This is a genomic window from Marinobacter sp. NFXS9, from assembly GCF_040148665.1.
Lineage (GTDB): Bacteria > Pseudomonadota > Gammaproteobacteria > Pseudomonadales > Oleiphilaceae > Marinobacter_A > Marinobacter_A mangrovi.
This window is the reverse complement of record NZ_JAGDDW010000001.1, coordinates 295,796-321,568: the sequence shown is the minus strand read 5'-3', so window position 1 is coordinate 321,568 and position 25,773 is coordinate 295,796. Positions and strand designations below refer to the sequence as shown.

Below are 25,773 nucleotides of genomic sequence, written 5' to 3'. Positions count from 1 at the left end.
ACTTCGACGCGTTATTTCAAACAGCGCATGGAACGAAACAGCATGACCATGAAACCCGGCGACCCACATTACCGAGCCTACGTGGGAGACCCCGTTAACTACGACCTTATTGCAGCCACCGTGTTCAACCTGATGACCACGCTGGGTCTACGGGACCACCACAAAGTCCTTGATGTCGGTTGCGGCTCCCTTCGCAACGCCCGACTGCTCATCCCCTACCTTGCCCGATCTGGCTACGTCGGCATTGAACCCAATCGCTGGCTGGTCGAAGAAGGCATGAGCCAAGAGTGCGGCAAAGACGTTATTGAACTGAAACAGGCACGCTTCTCTTTCAGAACCGACTGTACAGAACTCAACACTGACGAGCGCTTCGATTTCATTCTGCTGCAGTCCATTTTCAGCCACTGCGGCGAAGATCTGGTCCGACACTGGCTTCAGGAATTAGACCCCCATCTGGCAGACGACGGTGTGATGCTGGTGACCTGGTTTCCAGACCAAAAGAACTCGGGGGAATCGGGCTGGCTTTACCCGGGACTGGTTCGCTACAACGAGGCGTACTTTAAATCGATGGTCGAAGAGGCAGGACTAACCTACAAATCATTGAACTGGCCCCACCCCATTCAGAGGTGGGCCATGCTGACACGCTCACAGGCCCGACTTGACTGGGTTGACGAGACGGGCCTGTCTTTCTACAAGGCGTTTCAGAGAATGCGCAAGCCGCGCCCGGGTCACTGAGCGGGCTTGCGCTTCTGCAGTTGTTGCTCACTGGATTGACGGACACGCTCCTCCAGGAGGTCCGAAATATTCTGGGCCTCCTTGTCGTTTCGAACAACGTAAGGAATCACCATAACCATGAGCTCGGTCGTGGACGTGTTGTCCGAATCGGTTCTGAACAACTGCCCGATGTAGGGCAACTTACCCAAAAATGGCACGCCCTGCTCACCATTACTACTGGTCTTGGAAATCAACCCTCCAAGCACCACGGAGCCGCCGTCACGAAGCGTTAAAGACGTTTCCACTGACCGATTGAGGATAGTCGGCAAAAACTCATCGCTGCCACTGCTGGTGTCCTGACTCTCGCTGAGCTCCTGGCTAATGCGTATATCAACCAGACCGCTTGCCTGGACAACGGGCTCGACTTTCAGGTTAACCCCTGTCTTGCGATATTGAAACTGCTCCAACACATCGGTGTTGCCATCTGTTTGAGTATCCCCCTGGCGGGACGAGGTCTTGATCGGGATTTCATTGCCGACCTCAATTGTTGCAGTTTCACCACTCTTGACCATGATTTTGGGCGATGAACGAATGACAGCCTGATTGGAGTCATAGAACGCGTTGATCAATGCCCGAACATCCCCCGCACTATCCAAGGTGTAAGTAAACCCCTGGCTACCAATTCCCAGACCGTTCAGTGTCCCGAACTCATGACCGAATTTGCTCCCACTGTGACTCGCCAGCCACTCGACACCCATACCCTGACGATCATTGAGGGTGACCTCGGCCAATACAACCTCCATAAGCACCGAGGGCACTTGCTTGTCGAGCTCTACGGCAATCTTCCGAAGCTTGATCCAATCGGCACCGCTGCCCCGGAAAATAAGCACGTTCCGACTCTTGTCCACGACAAGGCGCCCTCCCGCAACCGTGGTCGAAACACTGCCAGACGCGTCACTTTTTCCGCGACTTCCGCTATTACCACCCATCGAGGAGCCGGAACCGGAAGACCCACTCTCTTTGTCTGAGGAGCTGGAATCCTTGCCCGATTCGGGCGTTTTCATTTCATCGCCACCATATAGCTGTGACAACAACGAAGCCAACTGCTCGGCGCTGCTGTTCTGAACCTCGTAAGTGAACATGCCGGATTCGATTTCGCGCTGGTAATCCTGATCCAGCTTCTCCGCCCACTGTCGGGCGTGGTCAAGAACACTCCGACTGCGTCCCAGCACCACGACAGCCCCCAGTTCCGGCAACGGCAGAATCGTCATGCTGACCCCGGTACCTCCGGGCTTGCCTACGGAATACCCCTCCCCCGTGAGGATATCCTGCAAGGCTTTGGCGAGGCTCGACACGTCCCGATAGACGGGGCGCAATACGAGGCTGTTACGCCCTTGCAGCAACGGACGATCGAAGAATGAAACGGCCTGTGCGGCTTCAGCAACGGACTGCCTGTCCCCTTTCAGAATGATTGCGTTTCGAAGCGCATCTTCCTGAATGTCGATTTTGCTCCCTTTGAACAGGGATGTGACCAGTCCACGGACCTGCGAATTGCTGACCACCTTGAGCGGGATCACCTGGAAGACTGGCCGGTGGCTGGTTGGCACATCCGGAAGCGCTTCGCCGGTTATGAGGAGCGGCACACCCTGTGTGGATACGTTCTCGGCCGGCGAGAATAACCAGACGCCGTCACGCTGCTCCATGGCGACGCCATAGTCCGCCAATACAGACCGCGCGGTTCGGAACAGCGCCGAAGGCTCAAGAGGTTCAGCCAACCTCAGCGTGACCAAATCGGTTTTATTGGACAAAGAAGGCGCCAGGGAGAATGAGAGCCCCAGCTTTTCCCCAAACACTTCGTTGATAAACACGGGCAATGGAAGGTCATTGAGCTCCAGGCTAATCGGCTTACCGGCCAGATCCGGAACATCTTCGGACGTAAGCCCAACATTGGCAGAGCCGGTATCAACGCCCGCAACCGGTCCCCACTCGGCTTTCATCGAAACCTTGGCAGGCTCACGAGTATCGGACACCGTTTGGTCACCTTTCACACCAGTCTCTGACTCGTTACTGGTAGAGGCTCGATCCTCTCGATATAAGGGTTTAACGCTGAAATGCTCAGCTGGATCGACCCCCAGAGAACTGCCTTCACTATCTTTTTGCGCCGAATGGGTTGCGCAGCCTGAAAGCACAAACGCCGCGAGCAGACTGCCAAGAAGGATTTGGGAACTGCGGGTGAACAACATCTTCATTCTTTCGATCCATTTTTCGAGCTCCTGGGAAAGAGGAACAGCGTTCGCGCATCCCCCCCCTGCTCCAGGGAAATTTGTTGCTGGTCGATACTTGCCAGAATGACGCCCGTACCCTGAAGTTCATCTCCGGGCATGGCACGGAATACGGGTGACTGGTCATCAGCGGCATTGAGGTCTCGTATCAGGGCTTCCGGCTTACCACCAGATACCTGGAGGATGCCGAGAAGCCTGAATCGGTCCAAACCTTCTGGAGCCGACTGCTTTTCCGGCTCATCGTCGCCACCGGCCTTCTCTGCCGGGGTCACAGCGGACCATGCTGATCGCTGATACAGGGTTTCCAGACTTTGCTTGCGTCCGGCATCACCATTGGCGGCGGCGACATCATTGGGCAAACGAACGGCCATAGAGTCGTCAAGACCTCTTGGCACCGATGATGGTATGTCTGCCATAAGCCACCCAATGCCTGCCGCACAAGCGATAACAATGAGGCCGAACAAAACATTTCGGATCACTTGCCCGCCCCCTCGTTTTCCAGGCCGGTCACCAGTACCCGGAAATCAATAATCAAGGCGGCGCCCGATTTTCGACCAACGCGAAGATCCAGGCTATCAATGTAAAATGCAGGCGAAGCGCCCTCCAACTCCGCTATCCAGGCCCAGGGAGCACCCCGCTCTTCAGCGCTGACTGTAAGACGGCCACGCATCTCGTCGACGCCCTCCATTATGGGCTGCGGCTCTGTCAGCTCTATGTTTCTGACCCTCAGCTTCAGAGGGCTCTCGGAAGCCGCTTTATCGACAAACTCACGCACGGCCGCCTTTGCGAGCCCTGCGGTTTTGTAGTCCCAGGCCTCGGCAAGCAAACGTTCGCGCCTCTCCTGCCTGGCTTTGACAACCGCCGGCCAGTAACCCTGCTGCTCGAGCGACCGGGAATCCGCTATATCTGCCTCAGCCCTTTGCCACTCTAGCTGCCGCAGTGCCAGCTCATCATCCAGCCAGAGCAATACGTACACAAGGAGAATGATTGCAATCGCCCAGCCACCCAGGCGAAGTACGGAACTGGCCTGCCATTGCTGGCGTACGTCCTGCCACAACGAATCAATCATCAGCGCCGTCCTCAACAGCACCCGGGGCGTCAATGACCTTCATTTTCATTTCCATCAGCGTGTCGCTGCGCTCTTGCGCCTGAACATCCCGGGACCAGGGTGCCGCTTCCACTGCCGTAATGAGGCTCGTCGACTCCGGCATGTCGCCCTCTGGCTCCCAGCTCACCTCAAGCTGGTTCTTGCGGTAAGTCCAGCGCACTAACCGACCGCCGTGCATATCGATTCGGTCGGCGAGATCGGCCGCAACAGCCACCTGTGAGGGAGAGCGATAGCTTGCAAGCAAATCGTTTCCAGACTTCAGCGATGATGACGTTTGCCTTAGCTCAAGAACATCCGACACCCCTGACTTCATGCGTAACGATTGCTGCTGCGCAGCCTGGGACTGGACACTGGCGAATACGATAGCGAATATGTAAACCAGCACGAAAAAACCGAGCAAGCAGGTGGTCAACGGGAAGACGCGGGTCTCCAGTGATGAGCCACGCGCATGCAGCCCCCGGCCACTGACCCCGCTCAGCTCCGGGGCCCCCTGGGCTACAAGGGCCTCTGGGTTCACATTGGCTTTGTGACGATGAAGCCAGGCCGCTATCTCATCTCGCGATGCTGCCCTGGTATAGCGCTTTTCAAACAGCCCGTGCCGGGGATCCTGATATTGCACGACAACCAGACCGCTGCCCCGATCGTCAATCCAGCGATAGTCGCCTGGCGCCAGTGCCGGCCAAAGAGCCCCCTCTGGAACATATGTCAGTCCGACGCCGATTTTGCCCGCTGCATCCTCAGCTTGAGACCCCAAGTCTTCAGGCCAGTACCAGACGCACGCTTGTCCATCGCTCCAGATGACCCAGCCGTTGACTGCATCAAAGGGGGCTTGCTGCTCCAGCTCAAGACGCAGGGCGCTATTGCGCTCCCGTACGGGAAGGTCGCCGAGATCAATTCGACTGAAAAAGACAACCGCTCTGGGGAGCACACAGGCGCCACCGGGAAAACCGGCAAGCGGCCCTATGGGTTCAATTGAACTGTCATTCCATCGATAGCTGGTGCGGGAAAAACGCTGAATAATACGGCCAAGTATCGGCTCCAGGCGCTGCTTCAGTCGTTTCATTCGGGCTGAAAGCATTCTTTGTGTTGTGCTCCTGTGGGCGATGATCAAAACTTACTGGATGGCTGTATTGGATGATCCAGGGCGCACCATTTGAGGTGGCCGTGAATTTTACTCCAATCCATCGCTTGTGTCTGCCCTGCCGGTCTCCCAGCATGATTCTCACATAGCCCGATGGCTGCCATGATGTCTGAAATTGCCCGCCTTGAAAGAGAACCCCGTATCGGGAGGACGCTTCCATCAGGGACTTGATGATGTGTGCCTTGCGATCCCGAACGATTTTTTCAGCCGTTTGGCGAGTCATGGAGTGCACGAGCTCAAGCATCAGTGGCGGCGAGGTGTTCAGGTTCGCCATAGTACCCGTCCCTGTCGTGACCGACCTGATCAGATCATCCGCGACATCCGGGTTCTGACGAGCAATGGGCAGGTTTCGAATTTCGAAGGGCGTGACCGGAAAACGGTTCGGAGGCGGAGCAAGTCCCTGGTCCCGATAGCCCTCTTTCTCAGCCCCGTTGAGCCGGGTAAGAGAGTCGCGATCTTCATAATCGAGGAGCTCGTCGTACCATTGACTAGCCGTATCGGCGGAGAGGCCCAGAAGGCTCATAGCGCGCAACCAGGTGTCGCGCTCCGGCTCAAGGAGGCTCAGGGTTGCACCAGCGTCCTGAAGACTGAAGCTGACATCACCGATACCTTGGTACCAGGTTCCATCAAACCTCAATGTCGGCCCTTCAACCTCGTTGGATGAACGGCCCGCAAACGGGTCAGTCGACTTATTTTCGTCTTTATCGAGGCCGCCGATATTCGTCGCCAGTTGTGCGCCGGCCTCATTCTGACTGTGGGTAGAGAGCAAATAAAGCAGCGTCTGCTCTGTTGCCATCGCATCCTGATCGCTACGAACAAGCTCTCGCATTGAGCTGGCCTGCTCCAGGGTGCTGTTGATTTTGGCCACAATTCCGCCGGTAATTAACGTCAATGCGGCGACACTCCACAGCACCACGGCAAGGACGAACCCACCCTGATTATCCGGTGGCACGCGGTTCATTGAAGTCCCAGGAAGTCACGATAATCATCGCGCCCATAGGGGCGCTGCTCAGTCGTACCATAAAGCCAAACCGCGCCAGAACCATCCTGTATCCGGACAGCAACCGGTAATCGCCTATTCTGACCGTCATCATTCCAATCTGAGGTCCAGCGCCCATCCGCATGAAGGTAGGCGAAAGAAGCATCGGAGGGCAGCTTACCCATCATGTCCAGCGGCTTCGAATCGCCATCCGCCCCCTCTGTGTACGTCAGCAATGAGCCGCTCGCATCTTGAGTCAGCAGCCACTGGATGGATGTCCTTTTACCCGCATCGTTCATAATCGGGGCAAACGAAAAACCCGTAAATTCTCTATCGGAACCCTTCACACAATGCCCAGGGTCGGTACATGGAACCAAACTACCGATCGACTGGGTCCACCATCGAGCCTGACGAAATCGAACGTCCATCGTCGACGTTATGTTGGCCACTCTATTGTATAGATTAAGACTCAGACCAAGACCCCGAACGACGAGCGCTATGACAAGACTGCCAATTACCATGGCAACCAGCAGCTCCATAAGCGTCATACCACGCTCAAAACGTTGGCTCATCCAGCACCTGCTTACTTGCGACCCTCCGTGTCACGATCTCGTCCAAACGACGCTGACCATGCCATAACTCAATATCTACTCGATAAAGGGCGACCTGATGGATACCTCGGGCCCCACTGCCGGTGACGGTAAAAGTAGGGCCCGCAACCCGCTTGAAAAAAGCCCGGGCAGAAACACTACCCGATTCGCTTTGAAATTCGATATCCGCCTGTTTGGTCTCTGGCAACTGACTCAAATCGATCCCCCGAACCCAAGACAGAACCTGAGGTTCCAGAGTCGTCGTCGCAACCGACGCTTCAGCCTTGGCCAGGTTCTGCACTCCAGTGTTGATCAGCGCAAATAGTGCAGCGCCGACACTAGCCACAATAACGAGCGCTACCAACGCTTCGAGGAGCGCAAAGCCTCCTGCCCGACGCATGATTACCCCTGAACCTGAGGGCGGCAAACGGGAGCACTCAAAATCTGCGAGAATCTCCGCCCTTCCCCAAGCTCCCAGTGAATATTGCCGCCGGTGCATGCACCATTAGGGCGATACTCAATGGTCTGGGGTATCCAGACTCTGGGATAACCTTCATCAACTTCGGGTAATGGCACAGGTGAACCATGAAACGCCCGCGGCAAAACGACATAACCGTCGGTGGCATCGAGAGTAAAGTGCTCGCCCGCCTTCATGACGGCTACCGGGAGATCCTGAAGATACTGTGAGAGAGCGTCCCTTTCATTACGCTCCCCCAGTCGATCGGCAAGCCTCATCAAGGAAGGCGTAGCAACAGCCGCCCCCAAAGCGAGGATAAGCAGTACAACCATGAGTTCGAGTAGCGTGAACCCTCCTGAAAAGCGGGCCATAGGGGCTCAGCCTTCAGGCAGATAGCCGATATCGGCATCCAGGCCCTCTCCCCCACGCTTCCCATCGGCGCCATAGGAGAAAAGAAGAAAGCCCTGAGGCTGACTGGAACCCGGCTTATACTGATAGGGCATCCCCCAGGGATCCATCGGCAACTCGTCCCCCAGGTAGGGGCCATCCCACAGTTTACGCTGTCGCTCATCAGAGGGAGGACTGTTCAGGGCTTTCAAGCCTTCCTGCTCGCTGGGGAATTTACCCAAATCAAGTCTGTAGGTAAGCAAGCCGGACTTGAGCATTTGTATTTGCGTTTGCGCCGTTTGCACTTTGGCAGCGTCCGCCTTGCCAAAAAGCCTGGGGCCAACAAGACCGGCCAGCAGCCCGAGAATCACGAGTACGACAAGCAGCTCGAGAAGGGTAAAACCCGCTTCGGCCTTATAATTCTGGTTTGATTTCATTGAGATAGGATCTGGAAGTTCGAATGGATCAGAAGACGATATCGTTGGCACTTGTAATCGCCAGAATAACGCCCATGATGATGACACCGATCACGCCACCAATCAACAGAATGGCAAGGGGCTCAATGAGCGTCAGAAAGCGCTTCATCCGATTGCGGCCACTTTCACTGTGCAACTCGGCCAGGGATCGCAATAAATGAGCCAAATCACCGGACTTTTCGCCGGCCCGAAGCAGGTTGTAACCAGTATTGGTAATCACATCATTCTCTTTAAGAGACTCTGACAACGGTATGCCGGACTTGACCTGACCAAACACCCTGGACAATCGTTTGCGCCTGGAAGGCAGGCGAACGGCGTTTTTTGCCAAATCCAGCGAATCCAGGATCGCTACGCGATGACCTACCAGGGCTGCCAGAATAGAGGCCCAACGTGCTGTCTCGGCCTCAACAATCATCTCACCCACTACGGGCACCCCCTGCAACCCATCCATGAAGCGTGAGCGAACGGCTGGCAGACTAAACACCCTGATCAGGACAAGCGCAATCGCAATCGTACCGGCAACCAGCCAAGCCATATGGGAATTGACCCACTTGCCAGACGCGAGCACGGCCCATGCCAGCGCAGGTAACTTGTCCCTATGTTCCAACAGATTCTGAAATTGAGGAACAACAAAGGTAAATACCAGCAATACCGCGCCGACACCTGAAACGCATAGGATCGCAGGATAGACCAAAGCGTTTTTCATTTCTGTTGCGATTTGCTTCTCATACTCCATCTGGGTTACCGCAGTTTGCAAACTGCTTCCCATTTCGCCGGTCAACTCGCCTGCTCTTACCAGCTGTATCAGATACTCGGGAACAGGAACGCCAGAATCCCGCAAGGCACCACTGAATGATTCACCCTGACGAAGTCCTGAAGCCCACCGCTCGAAAGCCACCTGAAGCGCAGCAGCCCTCTCCCCCCCAATCAGGCTATCTATGGCATCTTTAAGTGGCACACCTGATTTTAGGAGAGTTGCCAATTCGGATAGTGCAAGCAAAAGCTCTTCTCGACTTATTTTGCCTTTGGCTCTCGTGGCTTTTGAGGCCTGGTTGGCTTGAGCCAACTCTGTAACACGAAGGCCCTGCTGCTTCAAATTGCTGAGCGCAAGCTTTCGGGATTCGGCGGCGGCCTCCCCTTCCACCTTCTTCCCATTCGGGTCAATGGCACGATATCTGAATTTCATTCTTCATCGGCCTCGTCTTCCGAGCCCCCTCCGCCTGCGACGCGCATCACTTCTTCTATCGTAGTTTCGCCCCGGGCAGCCTTTATCAACCCATCCTGCAACAAGGTTCTATACCCTCGCTTGGCAGCCCACCTGCGCAGCTCACTGATGTCAGCATTGTCAGCTACCAGCTGTTGAAGCTCTTCCGTCGCGGGAATGATTTCATAGATACCCAACCGCCCCCGGTAACCCGTGTGATGGCATCGATCACAGCCCTTGGGCTCGACAAAGCCAGGGGACTCAATCCAATCTCCCGCCAACGGCCGCCAAAGAGAGTCCGGCAACGTCACGTCCTCACTACAGTTTGAACATACTTTTCGAACCAGCCGCTGTGCCTGAACTGCTTTGACAGGGGCTGCCACAAGATAAGGTTCAACGCCCATATCCACCATGCGGGTAAACGCAGACAAGGCATCATTTGTATGGAGCGTCGAAAGCACAAGATGGCCGGTCAGTGCTGACTGTATGGCTATCTGGGCGGTTTCCAGATCCCGGATTTCACCAATCATAATGACATCTGGATCCTGGCGGAGGATCGCTCTTAATGCTCTGGCAAACGTATACCCAATGTCAGCATTGGCCTGGATCTGAGTCACCCCACGAACCTGAAACTCCACCGGATCTTCAACCGTTATAAGCTTTTGCCGCCCATCAACGAGCTCAGACAGACCACTGTATAGCGTTGTCGATTTACCAGACCCCGTAGGACCCGTCACAAGAACAATACCATTGGAATAACCAAGAACCGAACGCATGAGCTTCAGGTGATCCGGCTCCATACCGAGACTATCCATGGACAGCGACTCCCGGTGCTTGGGCAACAACCGCATCACCACCGATTCGCCAAAAGAACATGGTGCAGTGGACACTCGTATATCCATTTCCTGCCCACCGAGGCGCGTGCTTATTCGCCCATCCTGAGGCAGCCTTGATTCAGCAATATCCATACCACTGATCAGCTTGATTCGTGATGCAACGGCAGGGAATCGACTCGCCGATTGAGTCATTTGGGAATGAAGAACACCATCAACCCTGTAGCGAACGACGAAAAACTCTTCTCCCGGCTCTATATGAACGTCAGAAGCAGCGGCTTCTACGGCCCGAGTCAACAGGTTGTTAACCAACTCCACTACAGGAGCTTCTTCAGCCAGCTCTAACAAATTCTGACTATTTTGCTCACTAAACAAACGCGTAACGGCTACTTCCTGCCTTACAAAGTTTATGAGACGCTCTATTTCATAGGATGAAGCAAGGACCCAGTTGATTTGAAAGCCATGCGGTTCGAGACTGGTTTCGAGCACCTCTCTCACTTCATCGCTATGAAATCGCCCTGAGAGCACATAGATCGGCTTGTCAATACTCTCCGATTCTGACTCGGCATTCGTACCATCAATCCAGGCAACGGTATTCTGATCCAGCATCCAATCGAGGTTGATCGGTAACTCCTTCAGCGTCTCGTAAATCTGGAAGTCATCAGGAACACGCTGCTGCCCTCCCAACAACGGGTATCCCCATTGAGCGGAGAGCGCCCGTAACACCATATCTTCACTAGTGGCACCGGAACGCACCAGCAAACTCCCCAAAAGGCCACCGATCTGTTTCTGGACCTCTAGTGCCTGATTAAGTTCTTTCTCTGAGATTGCACCGAGCTCTTTCAGCCAGGCACCGAGAGGTTTCCAGGGTTGCGATACTGCCATTAAGATACTATTCCGGCCGATTTCGAAAGACGGGATTGTAGCAGAAGGTTCTGATAGCAGCACAGGCACGTTGAGCCGTGACTGCCGTTGCCATTACTTCGCGTATAAAGCGACTTGAGTTAAGTCCAATGATCGATTTGCACTGGACTCTCAGAGCCAGCCTTTTTTCTTGAAATACAGGTACGGGGCAATACCGGCCATGACCATCAGGCCCAGCGCCCAGGGATAGCCGCCCAGCCAGTGCAACTCGGGCATCACGTCGAAGTTCATGCCATAGATGCTGGCCACCAGCGTCGGCGGCAGGAAGACGACCGCCGCAATGGAGAAGATCTTGATGATTTGGTTTTGCTCGATGTTGATGAAGCCCTGGGTGGAATCCATCAGGAAGTTGATCTTGTCGAACAGGAAGGTGGTGTGGGACATCAGCGTTTCGATATCGCGCATGATTTCACGCAGGGTATCGGGATGCTCGGAGGCACTGCGCAAATGCCGCAGCAGAAAGGAGATGTCCCGCTGGGAATCCATCAGGCACAGCCGGATCTTGCCGTTGCTGTCTTCCAGACGGGCCAGTTTGCCAATGGCTTCGTCCAGCTCCGCTTCCTCGTCTTCAAGCACCATGTAGGAGACATCTTCCAACTGACGGTGCAGGTCTTCCAGCGAATCCGCATGGTTCTCCATCTTCTGCTCGAACAGCGTCACCAGGAGCTCCGCCGGTGAATTCGCCTCAACCTGTCCCCGCCGGGCGCGCATGCGGATCAGCCGGAAGTCTGCCACGTCGTCTTCCCGAATGGTGATCAGTCGACGACTCTGGAGAATACAGGCCACGGAAATCGTGTCGTGGCGGCCTTCGGTCTGGGTCAGGAACAGGGAGTGCACGTGAATGCCGGCCTGATCCACAAAACAGCGGGCGGAGGCCTCGATTTCCTCCACTTCATCGAACTCGGGCACATCGGTGTGCAATAGTCGCTGCAGCAGGTTGCGCTCGTCCTCGTCCGGCGTATGCACGTCGATCCAGTCGGCCTTCTCCAGCGCCGAGTCCGCCTCATCCGGCGCCACATCCATCTCCCGGATCAACCCGTTATCAATCCTGAAAAATCGCAGCATTCGACAGTTACCTCTCTGATATCTCGGGGCGCTGGATTGAACGCACCGGCATTTTCCCTGTCCGGTATCTTAGGACAAATCGCTAATAACCCAAGTCCGGGATGCCGTGTAGGATGACTTTCATAAGGCTCGACACAATGAATTAGCAAGCCCCGGGAATCCATCACACATGACTTACGCTCGCATCACTGGCACCGGTTCGTACCTGCCGGACAATGTTGTTACCAACAAAGACCTGGAAAAGAAGGTCGACACCAGTGACCAGTGGATTCGTGAACGGACCGGCATCGAGCAGCGCCACATTGCCCTGGACCACCAGACCACGGTGGACCTGGCGGAGCAGGCGTCCCTGAGAGCGATTGAAGCCGCGGGAATTGATCCGCAGGAGATCGATCTCATTGTTTTCGCTACCTCCACCCCGGACAAGATCTTCCCCAGCAGCGCCTGTATTCTCCAGGCCCGCCTGGGCATCCAGGGTTGCCCGGCATTTGATATCCAGGCGGTCTGCAGCGGTTTCGTCTACGCCCTGGCGACCGCTGACAAGTTCGTCAAGACGGGCGCCAGCAAGAAAGCCCTGGTGATCGGCGCGGAAATCTTCTCCCGGATCATCGACTGGGACGATCGCGCCACCTGCGTCCTGTTCGGTGATGGCGCCGGCGCCGTCGTCCTCGAAGCGAGTGAGGAAACCGGCATTCTCTCCACCCACATCCACGCCGATGGCCGTTACGAAGAACTGCTGCATGTCCCCTGCGGTATCGCATCGGACTTCGAGCGGGTCAAGGCTGGCCGTGCGTTTGTGGAGATGAAAGGCAACGAAGTCTTCAAGATGGCGGTCAACACCCTCGGCAAAATCGTCGACGAAACCCTCGAAGCCAACCAGATGGAGAAGTCTGACATCGACTGGCTGGTGCCTCATCAGGCCAACCTGCGCATCATTTCGGCCACGGCCAAGAAGCTGAACATGTCCATGGATCAAGTGGTAGTGACGGTCAACGAACACGGGAATACGTCCGCCGCGTCGATTCCGCTGGCATTGGATGCAGCGGTTCGGGATGGGCGGATCCAGAAGAATGAAGTCGTGTTGCTCGAGGCCTTCGGCGGCGGGTTCACCTGGGGCGCGGCGCTGCTGCGGTTCTGAAGACCTGATCTCCTGCCGGAAGAAAAAGGGGCGCGATACTCGCGCCCCTTTTTGTTTCGACTCGGCCTACAAGGCATCCCGGGAGTAATCCCCGTCCACCAACCGCAGTAACGCCAACGGATTGCTGTCCCGCACTGCATCGGGTAGCGCGGCGTCCGGCAGGTTCTGATAGCAGACCGGGCGCAGGTAGCGCTCGATGGCCAGGCTACCAACCGAAGTGCCACGGGCGTCGGTGGTCGCCGGATAAGGACCGCCATGAACCATGGTGTCGTTCACTTCGACCCCGGTCGGATAGCCATTGAACAGCAATCGACCGACCTTCTGTTCCAACACCGAGAGCAGCTCCCGCTGGTCGCGCAGGTCCGCGCCACCGGCCGCAAACACCGTTGCGGTGAGCTGTCCGTTCAGGGCGCGGGCGGCAGCAACCAGTTCCTCGTCGCTATCGACCTCGACCACAACCGTCGCCGGCCCGAACACCTCTTCCAGCAACGGCGAGGCTTCGCGGTCCTTAGGTGAAAGCAGCAAACTCTTGTCGGCCGTAAACAGCCGCGCACCCGCCTCACCGTCTTCCGACGGCCCCGCGGCGATCTCATCAATGCCACCCAGACTCGCCAGGTGTTCGAGGCCCTTGCCGTAGTTCGACAGAATGCCCGCATTCAGCATCGTCTGGGCCGGCTGCTCGCGCAGCTCCGACGCTAATTTTTCGATAAAGCGGGATGAGGCTGCGGAACGGCGCATCAGAATCAGCCCCGGATTCGTGCAGAACTGGCCGCAACCGAGGGCTACCGAACCCGCCAGGCCTTTGGCAATGTCGTCGCCCTGCCCGGCCAGCGCGCTTTCCAGCATAAACATGGGGTTGATGCTCGACATCTCGGCAAAGACAGGGATGGGCTCGGGCCGGGCATGAGCCAGATCGAACAGGGCGCGGCCACCTTTCAGCGAGCCGGTGAAACCCACGGCCTTTATCAACGGTTCCTGAACCAGCTGGGCCCCAACCCGGTCGCCGTAGATCATATTGAACACGCCTTTGGGCATGCCCTGGCTTTCCACGGCACGCTCAATGGCATTGGCCACATACTCGGACGTCACCATATGGCCGGGATGAGCTTTTACCACCACCGGGCAGCCCGCAGCCAGTGCCGACGCGGTGTCGCCGCCAGCGACCGAGAAGGCGAACGGGAAATTGCTGGCCCCAAACACCGCAACCGGTCCCAGCGCGGTTTTCATCTGGCGTATGTCCGGCTTGGGCGGTTGAGCGTCTGGCTGCCCCCGGTCGATCCGGGCGCCGAAGAAATCGCCGCGGCGGACGACCCGGGCGAACAGGCGCAACTGGTTGCTGGTGCGCGAGCGCTCGCCCTTGAGGCGGGCTTCCGGCAGAGCGGTCTCCCGCATGACTTCGGCGATCACATCGTCGCCCAAACCATCGATTTCATCGGCGATGGCCTCCAGGAAATCGGCCCGGCTGTTGGGATCGGTTTTCCGATAAATACCGAAAGCCTGGTCGGCGGCCTTCGCCGCTGCAGAGACTTCTTCAGGGGTCGCTTCACAGAACGTCGCCGGAGACGCCTCACCCGTCGAAGCCGAGAGACTCTGCATCGTGGATGACCCTGCGGCAACGCGCTGGCCGCCGACATACTGTTGACCAAGAATCTGCGTCATTGGATTCCTCCTGTTAAAAAGTGGCGATCAACCTAAAGTTCGCTAACCGCAACGGACTCCGCCCGGGTGTGGACAAGCGGGTTGCGCAGCGTCGGGCCAAAATCCGCCACTTCGATCTCGAAAATGTCGCCGTCCCGGGTGATCACGTCATCGGCGCAACTGAGAGTTGCCGTGCCGAAGAAATGCACGTGAACGTCTCCCGGGCGACGGAATTGCGGGTACTTGAAATGATGCGCTTCCAGGTTGGCGATGCTGTGGCACATGTTGGCCTCGCCAGAAAGGAACGGCTTTTCCCAGAGCACCTGGCCATTGCGGTGAATCCGGGACATACCCTGAACGTCCGAGGGCAACTCGCCCAGCCGCAGTGCCGGGCCGAATGAGCAGGCCCGCAACTTCGAATGAGCCAGATACAGGTAGTTCTGGCGCTCGGTCACGTGATCGGAGAACTCGTTGCCGAGCACAAATCCCAGTCGCCGGGGCGTGCCGTGGGTATCGATCACGTAGATACCGGCGATTTCAGGTTCTTCGCCGCCATCGAGGGCAAAGCCGGGCTGCCCCAGCGCCTCGCCGGGGGCGACCACAATACTGCCGTCACCCTTGTAGAACCATTCCGGCTGCACGCCGGCCTGGCCGGATTCCGGTTTGCCACCCTCCAATCCCATGCGGAACATGCGCATGGAATCGGTCAGGGTTTCCGGCTCGTCGAGCTGTCGATGCATCTTGTCGCGGCCTTCGGCACTGCCGAGATGGGTCAGGCCGGTGCCGCTCACCAACAGATGAGCCGGGTCCGGATGGTCGATCGGTGGCAGCAGCCGGCCGTCATCGACCAGCGCATTGAGGTCGACGCGGTCCTGTCCGGGCCAGTCCGCCACCAGCACCTGCAGCGGCGTCCCCCGTTGCAGCGCCTCCAGCGCCAGTGTATAGACGCTTTTGGCACCGTCCAGTACACGGCCTGTACCTTCGTCTCCGGTGCCGGCGATGACCAGCCGGCGTCCCGCCTCATCCTGGGCCTGGAAAAGTTGCATAACGTGCTCCTGATTCAATCCGTCAAACGAGAGGCTCAATGGGAATGGGACGGCACCTTGGCGCCGCGCTGCCCCACGAGGAAGTCGAAATCACAGCCCTCGTCCGCCTGCAGGACGTGGTCGATGTAGAGCTGCAGGTAGCCGCCGTCGCTGGCCAGCACCTTGGAGGTGCCGGGATGCACGTCTTCCATGCGGGCCGCCAGCTCGGCTTCGCTGATGTCCAGATGCAGGCGGCCGGACTCGCAATCCAGTTCGATCCAGTCGCCATCGCGCACGGCCGCGAGCGGCCCGCCATCGGCAGCCTCGGGCGCGACATGCAGGACGACCGTCCCGTACGCCGTGCCGCTCATGCGGGCATCGGAAATTCGCACCATGTCCGTCACGCCCTGCTCCAGCAGCTTGGCGGGCAGCCCCATGTTGCCGACCTCGGCCATGCCGGGATAACCCTTGGGCCCGCAATTGCGCATGACCAGCACGCTGTTGGCGTCCACGTCCAGTTCCGGATCATTGATCCGCGCCTTGTAGTGATCGAAATTATCGAACACCACCGCCCGGCCCCGGTGGTTCATCAGTTCCGGCGTCGCCGCTGAGGGCTTCAGGACGGCACCACGGGGTGCCAGGTTGCCGCGCAGGACGCAAATGCCACCGTCATCGCAAAGCGGGTTATCCAGCGGACGGATCACATCGTCGTTGTAAAGCGGTGCGTCCTTGACGTTCTCCCACAGCGTCTGGCCGTTGGCCGTCAGCGCATCCGGATGTGGCAGCCGGTTGGCTTCGCCCAGGCGACGCAGCACTGCAGGCAGGCCGCCGGCGTAGTAGAACTCTTCCATCAGGAACCGGCCTGAGGGCTGCAAATCCACGATGGTCGGCGTGCCCCGGCCGATCCGGGTCCAGTCTTCCATGGACAGGTCGACACCGATCCGACCCGCGATGGCCTTCAGGTGGACCACAGCGTTCGTCGAGCCGCCGATGGCGGCGTTCACGCGGATGGCGTTCTCGAAGGCTTCCCGGGTGAGGATTTTCGACAGTCGCAGATCTTCATGGACCATCTCCACAATCCGGTTACCGGACATCTGGGCCAACACATAGCGCCGGGAATCCACCGCCGGGATGGCCGCGTTGTGAGGCAGTGACGTGCCGAGGGATTCGGCGATGCTCGCCATGGTCGACGCTGTGCCCATGGTGTTGCAGGTACCGGCGGATCGGGACATATCCGCTTCGGCCGACATGAAATCGTGGATCGAGATCTGGCCGGCCTTGACCTGCTCGGACAACTGCCAGACGGCCGTGCCGGAGCCGATGTCCTGGCCCTTGTGCTTGCCGTTCAGCATCGGGCCGCCGCTGACCACGATGGTGGGCAGGTCACAGCTCGCGGCCCCCATCAGCAATGCCGGGGTGGTTTTGTCACATCCGACCAGCAGCACGACGCCGTCTACCGGGTTGCCGCGCAGGGATTCTTCCACATCCATGCTGGCCAGGTTGCGGGTCAGCATGGCCGTCGGCCGCAGGTTGGATTCGCCGTTGGAGAACACCGGGAACTCCACCGGGAAGCCGCCGGCCTCCAGGACGCCCTGACGGACTTTGTCGGCGATCCGCCGGAAATGGGCGTTGCACGGGGTCAATTCGGACCAGGTGTTGCAGATGCCGATCACCGGTCGGCCATCGAACATGTGCTTGGGGAACCCCTGATTTTTCATCCAGCTTCGGTACATGAAGCCGTTCTTGTCGGCCGTGCCGAACCACGCTTCCGAACGCAGCGGACGCTTTTTATCAGACATCGGATAATGCTCCTAAAGACAGATTCGGGACTCGTTCAGGACGTCAGTGTCCGGTCAGGCCCGGCTGCGACGGGTCTGTTTCCAACGATCGAACAGCACGGCCAGCAGCAGGATGGCGCCGCGCACGAGGTATTGGTAAAAGGTCGGGACGTTGAGCAGGCCCATGGCGTTCTGCACACTGCCCATAATCAGCACGCCCACCAGCACGCCGGTAATGGAGGCCACGCCGCCGGAAAGGGACACCCCGCCCAGCACACAGGCTGAGATCACGGCGAGCTCCAGACCCAGGGAGGTGTTGGGATCGCCCAGCCCCATGCGGGAGGTCAGCAGCACCCCGGCCACGCCAGCCACCACGCCCTGCAGGGCAAAGACAGTGATCTTCAGACGGCGTACGTTGACGCCCGCCAGGTTGGCCGCTTCCGCGTTGCCGCCGGTCGCCAGCACATTGCGGCCGAAGGCGGTCATGTTGAGCAGCACGCCAAAGATCAGGAAACAGACGATCATGGTCCAGACCGGCACCGTCAGCCCCAGGAAGGAGGCGCTACCCAGGTCGAAGAAGGACGGCACGGTGATCATGACCGCATCACCACCGGAGGTGATATAGGCCAGCCCGCGCACGAACTCCATCGCCGCCAGGGTGGCGATCAGTGAATTGACTCCGAACTGGGCCACCACAAAGCCGTTGAAGGCCCCAACCGCGGCGCCGGCGGCGACACCAGACATCACGCCGATAAAGACGCTGCCGGAGGTGGACGTCATGACCGCGGCCACCACGCCGGTAAACGCCACAATGGAGGCCACCGACAGGTCCACCTCACCCAGCGCCAGCACCATCATCATGGTTGTGGCGATGGTGCCAATCAGGGTGACGGATAAAAGCAGGCCGACGATGTTCCGGCCGGTCAGGAAGTCGGGCACCATCACGGAGAGCCCGATGAAGAGCAGGATAAAGACGGCAATCAGTCCGGACGTATCGAGCAGGTTGCGCACGATCCGGGTCAGCCCGCTGCGGCTTGCCGAGAAGTCTGGAGTGGACTGTGCCTGAGCCAGTTTTTCCGTAGACATGGTTGTTCTCTCTTGTTTTGGTTCAGGCCGGCAACGCCAGGCCCAACAAACGTTCAGGGGTGGCCTGGTCACGCGGGACCACATCAATCACGCGCCCGTCCCGCATCACACCAATGCGATCGCAGATCGAGCTGACTTCCGCCAGGTCGCTGGAAATGACCACCACACTCTTGCCCTGCTCCGCCAGGTCGTAGAGCAGCGAGTAAATGTCTCGCCGGGCCCCCACGTCGATGCCGCGCGTGGGCTCGTCCATCACGAACACGTCGATGTCCTCCGCCAGCCAGCGGGCCAGGATGGTTTTCTGCTGGTTGCCACCGGACAGCGTGCCGATGCGGGTTTCCGGGCCCGGCGTCTTGATGCGCAGGCGCCGGATGTAGTCGTGGGCGTTGCTGGCTTCCTGGGCGGTGTTGCGGAACAGCTTCCAGCGGGAGAAGAAGCGCCGGCAGCTGATGTTGATGTTGTCGCCGACGCTGGCGATGGCGAAGATGCCCTGGGTCTTACGATCCTCCGGGCACATGGCGATGCCGGACTGGATCGCTTCCCGGGGACTGGTAAATAGGCAGTCTCGCCCTTTGTAGTGCATCGAACCGGCCTCGGCTTTTTCAGCCCCGCAGACCAGTCGAAGCAGCTCACTGCGGCCGGCCCCCACCAGTCCGAAGAGACCGAATACCTCGCCCTGGCGCACGTCGAAGCTGGCCGGCTCGCTGACGCCGGGACCTTTCAGGCCTTTCACTTCGAGTTGGACCGGGCCGTGTTCGCGCTCCCGGTAACCATAAACATCCTCAATCTCACGACCGACCATCTCGCTGACCAGGATGTCGTGGTCGATGTGCTCAAGCGTGGGATGCGTGCTGATGTGTTTGCCGTCCCGGAACACCGTAATGGCGTCGCACATTTCAAAGACCTCATCCATTCGATGGGTCACGTAAAGCACGACTTTGCCCTCATCCCGCAGCCGTTTAACAATGCGCTTGAGGTTGCGGATTTCCTGGACCGACAGACTGCTGGTGGGCTCATCGAAGGCAATAATACGGGCGTTGCGCAACAGGGCCCGGCCAATCTCGATCATCTGCTGCTGGCCGATGGACAGGTCGCGTACCCGCGTGGACGGGTCGATGCTTTCCTCGCCCAGCTCCCGCAACACGCCCAGTGCGCTCTCGCGCAACGAACGCCGGTCGACAAAGCCCTTGCGGACGGGCAACTGGCCCAGCAACAGATTTTCCGCCACGGACAGGTTGGGCGACAGGGTCAGCTCCTGGTAGATGATGGCGATGCCCTGGTCCAGCGCTTCCCGTTCATTAGCGAACACGTGACGCTCGCCGTTGATCCAGAGTGCGCCGGAAGTGACCCGGTTGACGCCGCTGAGCACCTTGAGCAGGGTCGATTTACCGGCCCCGTTCTCCCCCATCAGGGCGTGAACTTCGCCTGCCTGGGCGCCAAAGGACACATCGTCGAGCGCACGTACGCCGGGAAACTCCACGGAGATGCCGTCAAACCGGAGATATGGGTCAGACATGATTGAACTCCCGAAAACCTCTGAACGGTCGGGCGCCCGGGTTGCGGCGGACACCCGACATCCGCTTAAAGCCCCAGCTCGTCGCGGACCTGTTGCCAGTTGTCACGCGTCATCAGCTTGCCGGTGGTCTGGGTATTCGCCGGCGGCTTCTCACCTTCGGTAATCCAGTTATAGAGGTTTTTGGCACTCTGGCGGCCATGCATCGTGGAGCTGACCGCGATGGTGCCGTAAAAGCCGGTGGGCTTTTCACGGGAGAACTCGGCAAAGGCCGCGCCGGATCCGTTGATACCAACACCAATCACGTCATCGGCCGTCAGGCCATACTGCTCGCTGGCGCGGACGCCGCCCAGCACGCTTTCTTCGTTCAGCGCGTAAATCACCCAGTGCTTGTACTTGCTCTGCTTGGAGAAAACCGGGGAAGCCGCGGCAAAGGCGCTGCTGGTATCGGTGTTCTGCTGGGGCGCGTCAAAGATGTTGTCTTTCTTGAAACCCGCATCCATCAGGGCGTCCGTCGCACCGTCCGTACGCTCCTTGGCGGTCGGCAGCTCGTAGTTACTGATGCGCAGCGCGGCGACATCGTCCATATCCCAACCGCGGGCCTTGATCTGCTTTGCGATGGTTTTGCCCACCTGCTGGCCGATCTTGTAACCGGACATGCCCAGGTGGGGCACGTCTTTCATCGGCTCACCATCGGAATTGACGAAGCGGTCATCGACGGTGACGACTTTCATATTGTACTGCTCGGCACGACGCTTGATCACCGGCCCCAGACGCACGTCCGGCGGGCAGATCACAAAGCCCTGGGCGCCCTGTGAATGGAGGTTGTCGATCGCGGAAAGAACTTCCTGGCCGTCCACGCCGGACAGCTTCACGACTTCGAATCCGTCTTTTTTGCCAAGTTCGGTCGCGGCGCTCTGTTCATTGATGAACCATGCCTGTTCCGGCTTCTTGACGATAAATCCAATGGTGGTGTCCTCCTGCGCCGCATGAGCGGACATCAGGGGGAGGCAGGCAAAACTGGCGCTGATGGCCAGCGTTTTCAGCTTACGAAGAGATCGCATTCAATGTCTCCTGAGTGCCTCGAAGGCACGGTTTGTTGTTGTTGCGCACACGTTCTGTGTCCTGAAGACAGTTCCACCTTAGGGCGACCAGCGATATCCTACAAATCCCAATTTTGGCTACTTTTGATACCACTTTTGATATCGATATAGGCGCACAGACGCAGCCGCTTCACAACAGCGCGCGGAATGAAAAAAGCCACCGCCCGCGAGATGCCGACGATGGCCTTTCAAAACACCTCTTTTCATCAACGGGCCGAGAAGGTATACACCGTGCGCGTGTGGTAGGTGTCACCCGGTTCCAGGATGGTTGACGGGAAGTCTTTCTGGTTCGGGGAGTCCGGGAAATGCTGGCTTTCCAGCGCGAAGCCATTGCGACGGCCGTAGGCCCGACCCGACTTGCCAGTCAGGGTGCCGTCCAGGAAATTTCCGGAATAGAACTGGATGCCCGGCTCGGTGGTGGCGATCTCCAGTATCCGACCGCTGTCCGGCTCGGTCACCCGTGCCGCCAGGACCAGTTCGCCGTCACTGCCATCCGGGCGGTTCAACACGAAGTTGTGGTCGTATCCGGGGCCGTATTCGAGTTGGGTATTGTCGTCGTTGATCCGCTTTCCGATCGCTGTGGCTTCACGAAAATCAAACGGCGTGCCTTTCACCGGACGGATTTCACCCGTGGGAATCAACGTCTTGTCCACGGGCGTGAACGCGTCGGCATTGATCATCAGACGATGGTCCAGAATGCTGCCGCTGCCCTCGCCTTCCAGGTTGAAATAGGAATGCTGGGTCAGGTTCACCGGCGTGGCCTTGGTGGTCGTGGCGTTGTACTCGACCGACAGCGTGTCCTGGTCACTCAGCGTATAAGTCACCGTGACGTCCATTTTGCCCGGATAACCTTCCTCCCCATCCGCGCTGGTATAGCTGAGAATCACGCCCGTCCCGGTGTCGTTGGAGAACGGCTTCGCATCCCACAGCACCTGGTTGAACCCCTTGTTGCCCCCATGCAGGTGATTGGGACCGTTGTTCTTCGCCAGGGTGTAGGTTTTGCCATCCAGGGTGAACTCACCGCCGGCGATACGGTTGCCATAGCGGCCGATCAATGCCCCGAAATAGGGATTGGAGGTCTGGTAAGCCCTGGACAGGTACCCGTCCAGGGAATCAAACCCCAGCACGATGTCATCGACATCGCCGTCACTGTCAGGGGTGCGCAGTGACACGATGATACCGCCGTAGTTGGTCACGGCCATTTCGACACCGTGGGCATTGGAAAATCGGTACAGCCGGGCCTCACGGCCATCCGGTAAGGTGCCGAAGACGGATGTCTTAACGGCGTCCGTCATTGAGGCCGGGTTGTCGGCGGCCAGGGCCGGGCCACTGATCGCGGCGGCCAGAACCCAGGGTGCGGATGCGATCATCCATTTCATGTCGTAGCTCCTGCTTTCGGAATTGTTGTTGTTTGAAAAAGTGGACGCGAACGCCCGACATCACGTTAGACTAGGGATTGATACCCGACTAATACCTTTTTTCGGGTGAACCAATAACAAATCCAATATCGATCAAGACAGGACACGGCTTATGGCCACACTCGCCAGCGATTGGTTCTTGCGTGCTCGACTCAAACTGCGCCACTTGCAACTGTTTCTCGCACTGGATGAACATCGCAACCTGCATCGGGCAGCCGAAAGCCTCTCCATGAACCAGCCCGCCGCCTCGAAACTCCTCAATGACCTGGAAGACCAGCTCGGCGTAGTGCTGTTCGATCGCCACCCTCGTGGGATGACGCCCAACTGGTATGGCGAAATCATGGTGCGCCACGCCCGCAGCATCGTGTCGCAGCTCACCCACACCGGTGAGGAAATCAATGCCATGCGGGAAGGCAACGCGGGCATGGTCGCTGTCGGCGCGGTGATGGCCCCGGCGGTCACGATCCTCACCAGCGCCGTGGAACGGGTTCATCGGGACCTGCCAGGCCTCAAGGTGCGCGTCGATGTGGACGTGAGTAAACGGCTGGTCCCGCGGATGATCGAGGGCGAGTTTGATTTTGTGATCAGCCGGATACCGGAAGGCTTCACCGCGGAGCGGTTCATTTTCGAGGAAATCGGTGAGGAGGATATCTGCATCGTCTGCCGGGAGGGGCATCCGGCGATGGGCGAGGCGCCGGTATCGTTGGACACGCTGACGGACTATCCCTGGTCGTTACAACCGCCAGGCGCCCTACTTCGCCAGCGTGTCGACAACCTGTTCCTGCACTATGGCGTGCAGCCGCCCAAGTACATCGTCGATTCGCCGGACTTCCTGGTATCCCTGGCGCTGGTCGACAAATCCGACACGCTGACGGTAACCACCCGCCAGGTGGCCGAAATGCTCTGTGCCCCGCAGCGCTTCAGCATCCTGCCGTTTGGCGAACCCATCCGGGTCCAGCCCTACGGCCTGGTGAGCCTGCGGGACAAGCGCCTGTCACCGGGTGCGTCGGCCCTGATGAAGACACTGAGGGAAATCATTCGCGAGGAGGCCTGATACTCTCAGCAAGAGGCGGCCAGTTCAGTCCACCTCCCAGTGGAACGGGTCGACGATGACGCGACGCCCCAGCAGGAAGGCATCCGAAACATGCCGAAGAGGGCTCACATCCACATCATGACGCCCACTTTCGATCAATTCGGCAAAGTGCCGGTAGAGCCCGGGGTATTCCTGCTCGGGCGCCTCGAACTGCAACGCGCCATCGATGAACAGCTGGCTGCCGCCTTTTGACAGCGTCAGCGAGCCACCCTCCGCCTCGACATGGATATCCCAGCTCTGGGGCCCTTTCTGGCGGAAGTCGAAAGCCGCATTCACCGGGTATCCGCCAGCGCTGGCAAAGCTCAAATCCGCAGCAATGGGAGCATGCCGGTTGTCCGGCACCGCCAGGACACCTTCGCGGAAGAAAAACGCGTCGTCCAGGATGGCCGTGGCGATCGAAAGCGCGTTGATGCCAGGATCAAAGACGCCCATGCCGCCGGGTTGCCAGATCCAGTCCTGGCCCGGATGCCAGACGCAGACGTCCTCTTTCCATTCGATATCCACGCCAACGATCCGACGCCACTGAAGCCACTCCCGGGCCGGTTCAACGGCCGGCGCATGACGGGAGTGCCAGGAGGCAAACAGCGTTCGACCGGCTTCCAGGGCCTGACGTTCAAGCTCATGAACCTCGGCCAGCGTTGCACCGGGTGGCTTTTCCAGCAGGACATGCTTGCCCCGGGCCAATGCTTCGCTGGCCAACGAGTAACGAACGGTCGGCGGCACACACAGGGCCACGGCATCGATCTCCGGCATCGACTCCAGCATGGCTGTCATGGAGGCGAAGTGCGGCAGGGAATCGGACGTGCTGGATGGGCTGGCCACGGCCACCAGCTCATAGGCCGGGTTAGCGTTGAGGGCGGGCAGATGTTGGTCGCGCGCGATTTTGCCAAAGCCCACGATTCCAATCTTGATAGCGGACATAGTGTTGTTATCCCGTCATTAAAAGCAGATGCCCTCACCTTAACCGGACACGTAAATAGCTTCTAATAGCGATTTTCGGCACCTTCGATATGCCTTTTGATATAGCAGACGCACTCAACCGACGTGTTGCTTGAAGAACGGCAACAGTCGTTGCTTCCAGAGCCGCTGCAGCACCTGAATCCAGCGCGGTTTTTGATAGAGGCGCTGTTCCTCCGCCGTGGGCTTCTCGCCGGTCATCCTGACCTTGTATTTCAGAAGGTGGGACATGTCGCTGCGCCGCATCGGCGACAGCAGAAACCGACCAACGCCCCGCCCCCGAACTGCACCCGCGAAATCGATCAGCACCACCCGGTCCTTGCTGAGGATGATGTTGTTTCCGCGCACATCGTTATGGGTGACCGACATTCCGTGCAGCGATTTCATGACCCCCATCAACTGCGCGAAACAGAAGGGATCGCCTGCGGCCATGTGCTCGCTGAGCAGTTCGCCGGGAATGTACTCCATCATCAGCGCCAGCGTGCCCATACAGCCCACCACTTTGGGTGAGTGTGGCCAGTCTTTCAGGTATTCCAGGATACGGGCCTCACGCCGAATCAGCAGACGCGCAAGCAATGCCCGCCAACTGCCGCGGTAACGACTGTAATCCTTGCAGATAACCGGCTGCCCATCCTGCATGTAGACGAACACATCGGCCTTGAGAAAACCCTTGCCGTGCTGGATAGGCACCGTCTTCTTTGGATGATTCGGATGTTCTGGTGTATGTCTCGGAGTGGAGTCGCTGGAAGTCATGACCATCCCGTGTCTTGCCAATATGATTAGCAGTCTATTTATTTGACACGAGTTTGACAATAGGAAAAAACCGAACCAGGACGGCGGTTTACAGAGCAAGGCAATAAAAAA

The 25,773-nt window shown here is 58.4% G+C and carries 24 protein-coding genes; 3 read left to right on the top strand and 21 right to left on the bottom strand.

Going from position 1 to position 25,773, the window contains the following annotated elements:
* The first annotated feature begins 42 nt into the window (after positions 1–42).
* Complete coding sequence (locus J3364_RS01470; RefSeq protein ID WP_349556096.1) at positions 43–735, top strand: SAM-dependent methyltransferase; 693 nt, start codon at positions 43–45, stop codon at positions 733–735.
* Here the strand turns inward: J3364_RS01470 and J3364_RS01465 are convergent.
* The 12 genes from J3364_RS01465 to corA form a co-directional block, all read right to left on the bottom strand.
* Positions 729–2,963, bottom strand: coding sequence for a secretin GspD/PilQ domain-containing protein (locus J3364_RS01465; RefSeq protein WP_349556094.1), 2,235 nt, complete (start codon positions 2,961–2,963; stop codon positions 729–731). The genes J3364_RS01470 and J3364_RS01465 overlap by 7 nt on opposite strands.
* Positions 2,960–3,367, bottom strand: a complete 408-nt coding sequence (locus tag J3364_RS01460; RefSeq protein WP_349556092.1) for a hypothetical protein — start codon at positions 3,365–3,367, stop codon at positions 2,960–2,962. Before J3364_RS01460 ends, J3364_RS01465 begins: the two co-directional genes overlap by 4 nt.
* A 104-nt stretch (positions 3,368–3,471) precedes the next feature.
* Positions 3,472–4,065: a hypothetical protein gene (locus tag J3364_RS01455; protein WP_349556090.1), complete on the bottom strand. Its 594-nt coding sequence runs from the start codon at positions 4,063–4,065 to the stop codon at positions 3,472–3,474.
* A complete protein-coding gene (locus J3364_RS01450) occupies positions 4,058–5,182 on the bottom strand; it encodes a hypothetical protein (protein ID WP_349556088.1) in 1,125 nt (374 codons plus the stop codon). Before J3364_RS01450 ends, J3364_RS01455 begins: the two co-directional genes overlap by 8 nt.
* On the bottom strand, positions 5,085–6,206 hold the full coding sequence (locus J3364_RS01445) for a type II secretion system minor pseudopilin (protein WP_349556086.1): 1,122 nt from the start codon (positions 6,204–6,206) through the stop codon (positions 5,085–5,087). Before J3364_RS01445 ends, J3364_RS01450 begins: the two co-directional genes overlap by 98 nt.
* Positions 6,203–6,796 (bottom strand): PilW family protein, encoded by a 594-nt coding sequence (locus J3364_RS01440; protein ID WP_349556084.1) that lies wholly within the window; start codon positions 6,794–6,796, stop codon positions 6,203–6,205. The genes J3364_RS01445 and J3364_RS01440 overlap by 4 nt, the downstream gene beginning before the upstream one ends.
* The gene (locus tag J3364_RS01435) at positions 6,780–7,214 is read right to left on the bottom strand and encodes a type II secretion system protein (protein WP_349556082.1); all 435 of its coding nucleotides are present in this window, start codon (positions 7,212–7,214) and stop codon (positions 6,780–6,782) included. Before J3364_RS01435 ends, J3364_RS01440 begins: the two co-directional genes overlap by 17 nt.
* Positions 7,215–7,216: 2 nt before the next feature.
* A complete protein-coding gene (locus J3364_RS22590; RefSeq protein WP_502882457.1) occupies positions 7,217–7,642 on the bottom strand; it encodes a type II secretion system protein in 426 nt (141 codons plus the stop codon).
* Between the two features lie 6 nt (positions 7,643–7,648).
* Positions 7,649–8,095 (bottom strand): type II secretion system major pseudopilin GspG, encoded by a 447-nt coding sequence (gene gspG / locus J3364_RS01430; protein WP_349556080.1) that lies wholly within the window; start codon positions 8,093–8,095, stop codon positions 7,649–7,651.
* A 28-nt stretch (positions 8,096–8,123) separates the two neighbouring features.
* Positions 8,124–9,320 (bottom strand): type II secretion system F family protein, encoded by a 1,197-nt coding sequence (locus J3364_RS01425; RefSeq protein ID WP_349556078.1) that lies wholly within the window; start codon positions 9,318–9,320, stop codon positions 8,124–8,126.
* Entirely contained in the window at positions 9,317–11,056 is a 1,740-nt protein-coding gene (locus tag J3364_RS01420) for a GspE/PulE family protein (RefSeq protein ID WP_349556076.1), read from the bottom strand. The genes J3364_RS01425 and J3364_RS01420 overlap by 4 nt, the downstream gene beginning before the upstream one ends.
* A gap of 150 nt (positions 11,057–11,206) precedes the next feature.
* Positions 11,207–12,160, bottom strand: coding sequence for a magnesium/cobalt transporter CorA (corA, locus tag J3364_RS01415; protein ID WP_349556074.1), 954 nt, complete (start codon positions 12,158–12,160; stop codon positions 11,207–11,209).
* 169 nt (positions 12,161–12,329) lie between these two features.
* Here corA and J3364_RS01410 point away from each other — a divergent pair, with 169 nt between their 5' ends.
* The gene (locus J3364_RS01410) at positions 12,330–13,298 is read left to right on the top strand and encodes a beta-ketoacyl-ACP synthase III (RefSeq protein WP_349556072.1); all 969 of its coding nucleotides are present in this window, start codon (positions 12,330–12,332) and stop codon (positions 13,296–13,298) included.
* 66 nt (positions 13,299–13,364) lie between these two features.
* On the opposite strand, the gene J3364_RS01405 is transcribed toward J3364_RS01410, so the two are convergent.
* The 7 genes from J3364_RS01405 to J3364_RS01375 form a co-directional block, all read right to left on the bottom strand.
* Positions 13,365–14,957, bottom strand: coding sequence for an aldehyde dehydrogenase (NADP(+)) (locus J3364_RS01405; RefSeq protein WP_349556070.1), 1,593 nt, complete (start codon positions 14,955–14,957; stop codon positions 13,365–13,367).
* A gap of 32 nt (positions 14,958–14,989) precedes the next feature.
* The gene (araD1, locus tag J3364_RS01400) at positions 14,990–15,982 is read right to left on the bottom strand and encodes an AraD1 family protein (RefSeq protein WP_349556068.1); all 993 of its coding nucleotides are present in this window, start codon (positions 15,980–15,982) and stop codon (positions 14,990–14,992) included.
* Between the two features lie 35 nt (positions 15,983–16,017).
* On the bottom strand, positions 16,018–17,760 hold the full coding sequence (locus J3364_RS01395; protein ID WP_349556066.1) for an IlvD/Edd family dehydratase: 1,743 nt from the start codon (positions 17,758–17,760) through the stop codon (positions 16,018–16,020).
* Positions 17,761–17,814: 54 nt separating this feature from the next.
* Positions 17,815–18,825: an L-arabinose ABC transporter permease AraH gene (gene araH, locus J3364_RS01390; protein ID WP_349556064.1), complete on the bottom strand. Its 1,011-nt coding sequence runs from the start codon at positions 18,823–18,825 to the stop codon at positions 17,815–17,817.
* A 22-nt stretch (positions 18,826–18,847) separates the two neighbouring features.
* Positions 18,848–20,341: an L-arabinose ABC transporter ATP-binding protein AraG gene (araG, locus tag J3364_RS01385; protein ID WP_349556062.1), complete on the bottom strand. Its 1,494-nt coding sequence runs from the start codon at positions 20,339–20,341 to the stop codon at positions 18,848–18,850.
* Positions 20,342–20,406: 65 nt separating this feature from the next.
* On the bottom strand, positions 20,407–21,402 hold the full coding sequence (locus tag J3364_RS01380) for an arabinose ABC transporter substrate-binding protein (protein WP_349556060.1): 996 nt from the start codon (positions 21,400–21,402) through the stop codon (positions 20,407–20,409).
* A 245-nt stretch (positions 21,403–21,647) separates the two neighbouring features.
* Positions 21,648–22,820: an aldose epimerase family protein gene (locus tag J3364_RS01375; RefSeq protein WP_349556058.1), complete on the bottom strand. Its 1,173-nt coding sequence runs from the start codon at positions 22,818–22,820 to the stop codon at positions 21,648–21,650.
* Between the two features lie 151 nt (positions 22,821–22,971).
* Between J3364_RS01375 and J3364_RS01370 the strand changes: the two genes are divergently transcribed.
* Positions 22,972–23,913, top strand: a complete 942-nt coding sequence (locus J3364_RS01370; protein WP_349556056.1) for a LysR family transcriptional regulator — start codon at positions 22,972–22,974, stop codon at positions 23,911–23,913.
* Between the two features lie 24 nt (positions 23,914–23,937).
* Here J3364_RS01370 and J3364_RS01365 read toward each other — a convergent pair whose 3' ends face one another.
* Positions 23,938–24,873 (bottom strand): Gfo/Idh/MocA family protein, encoded by a 936-nt coding sequence (locus J3364_RS01365; RefSeq protein WP_349556054.1) that lies wholly within the window; start codon positions 24,871–24,873, stop codon positions 23,938–23,940.
* A 114-nt stretch (positions 24,874–24,987) separates the two neighbouring features.
* A complete protein-coding gene (locus tag J3364_RS01360; RefSeq protein ID WP_349556052.1) occupies positions 24,988–25,668 on the bottom strand; it encodes an RIO1 family regulatory kinase/ATPase domain-containing protein in 681 nt (226 codons plus the stop codon).
* Positions 25,669–25,773 lie beyond the last annotated feature (105 nt).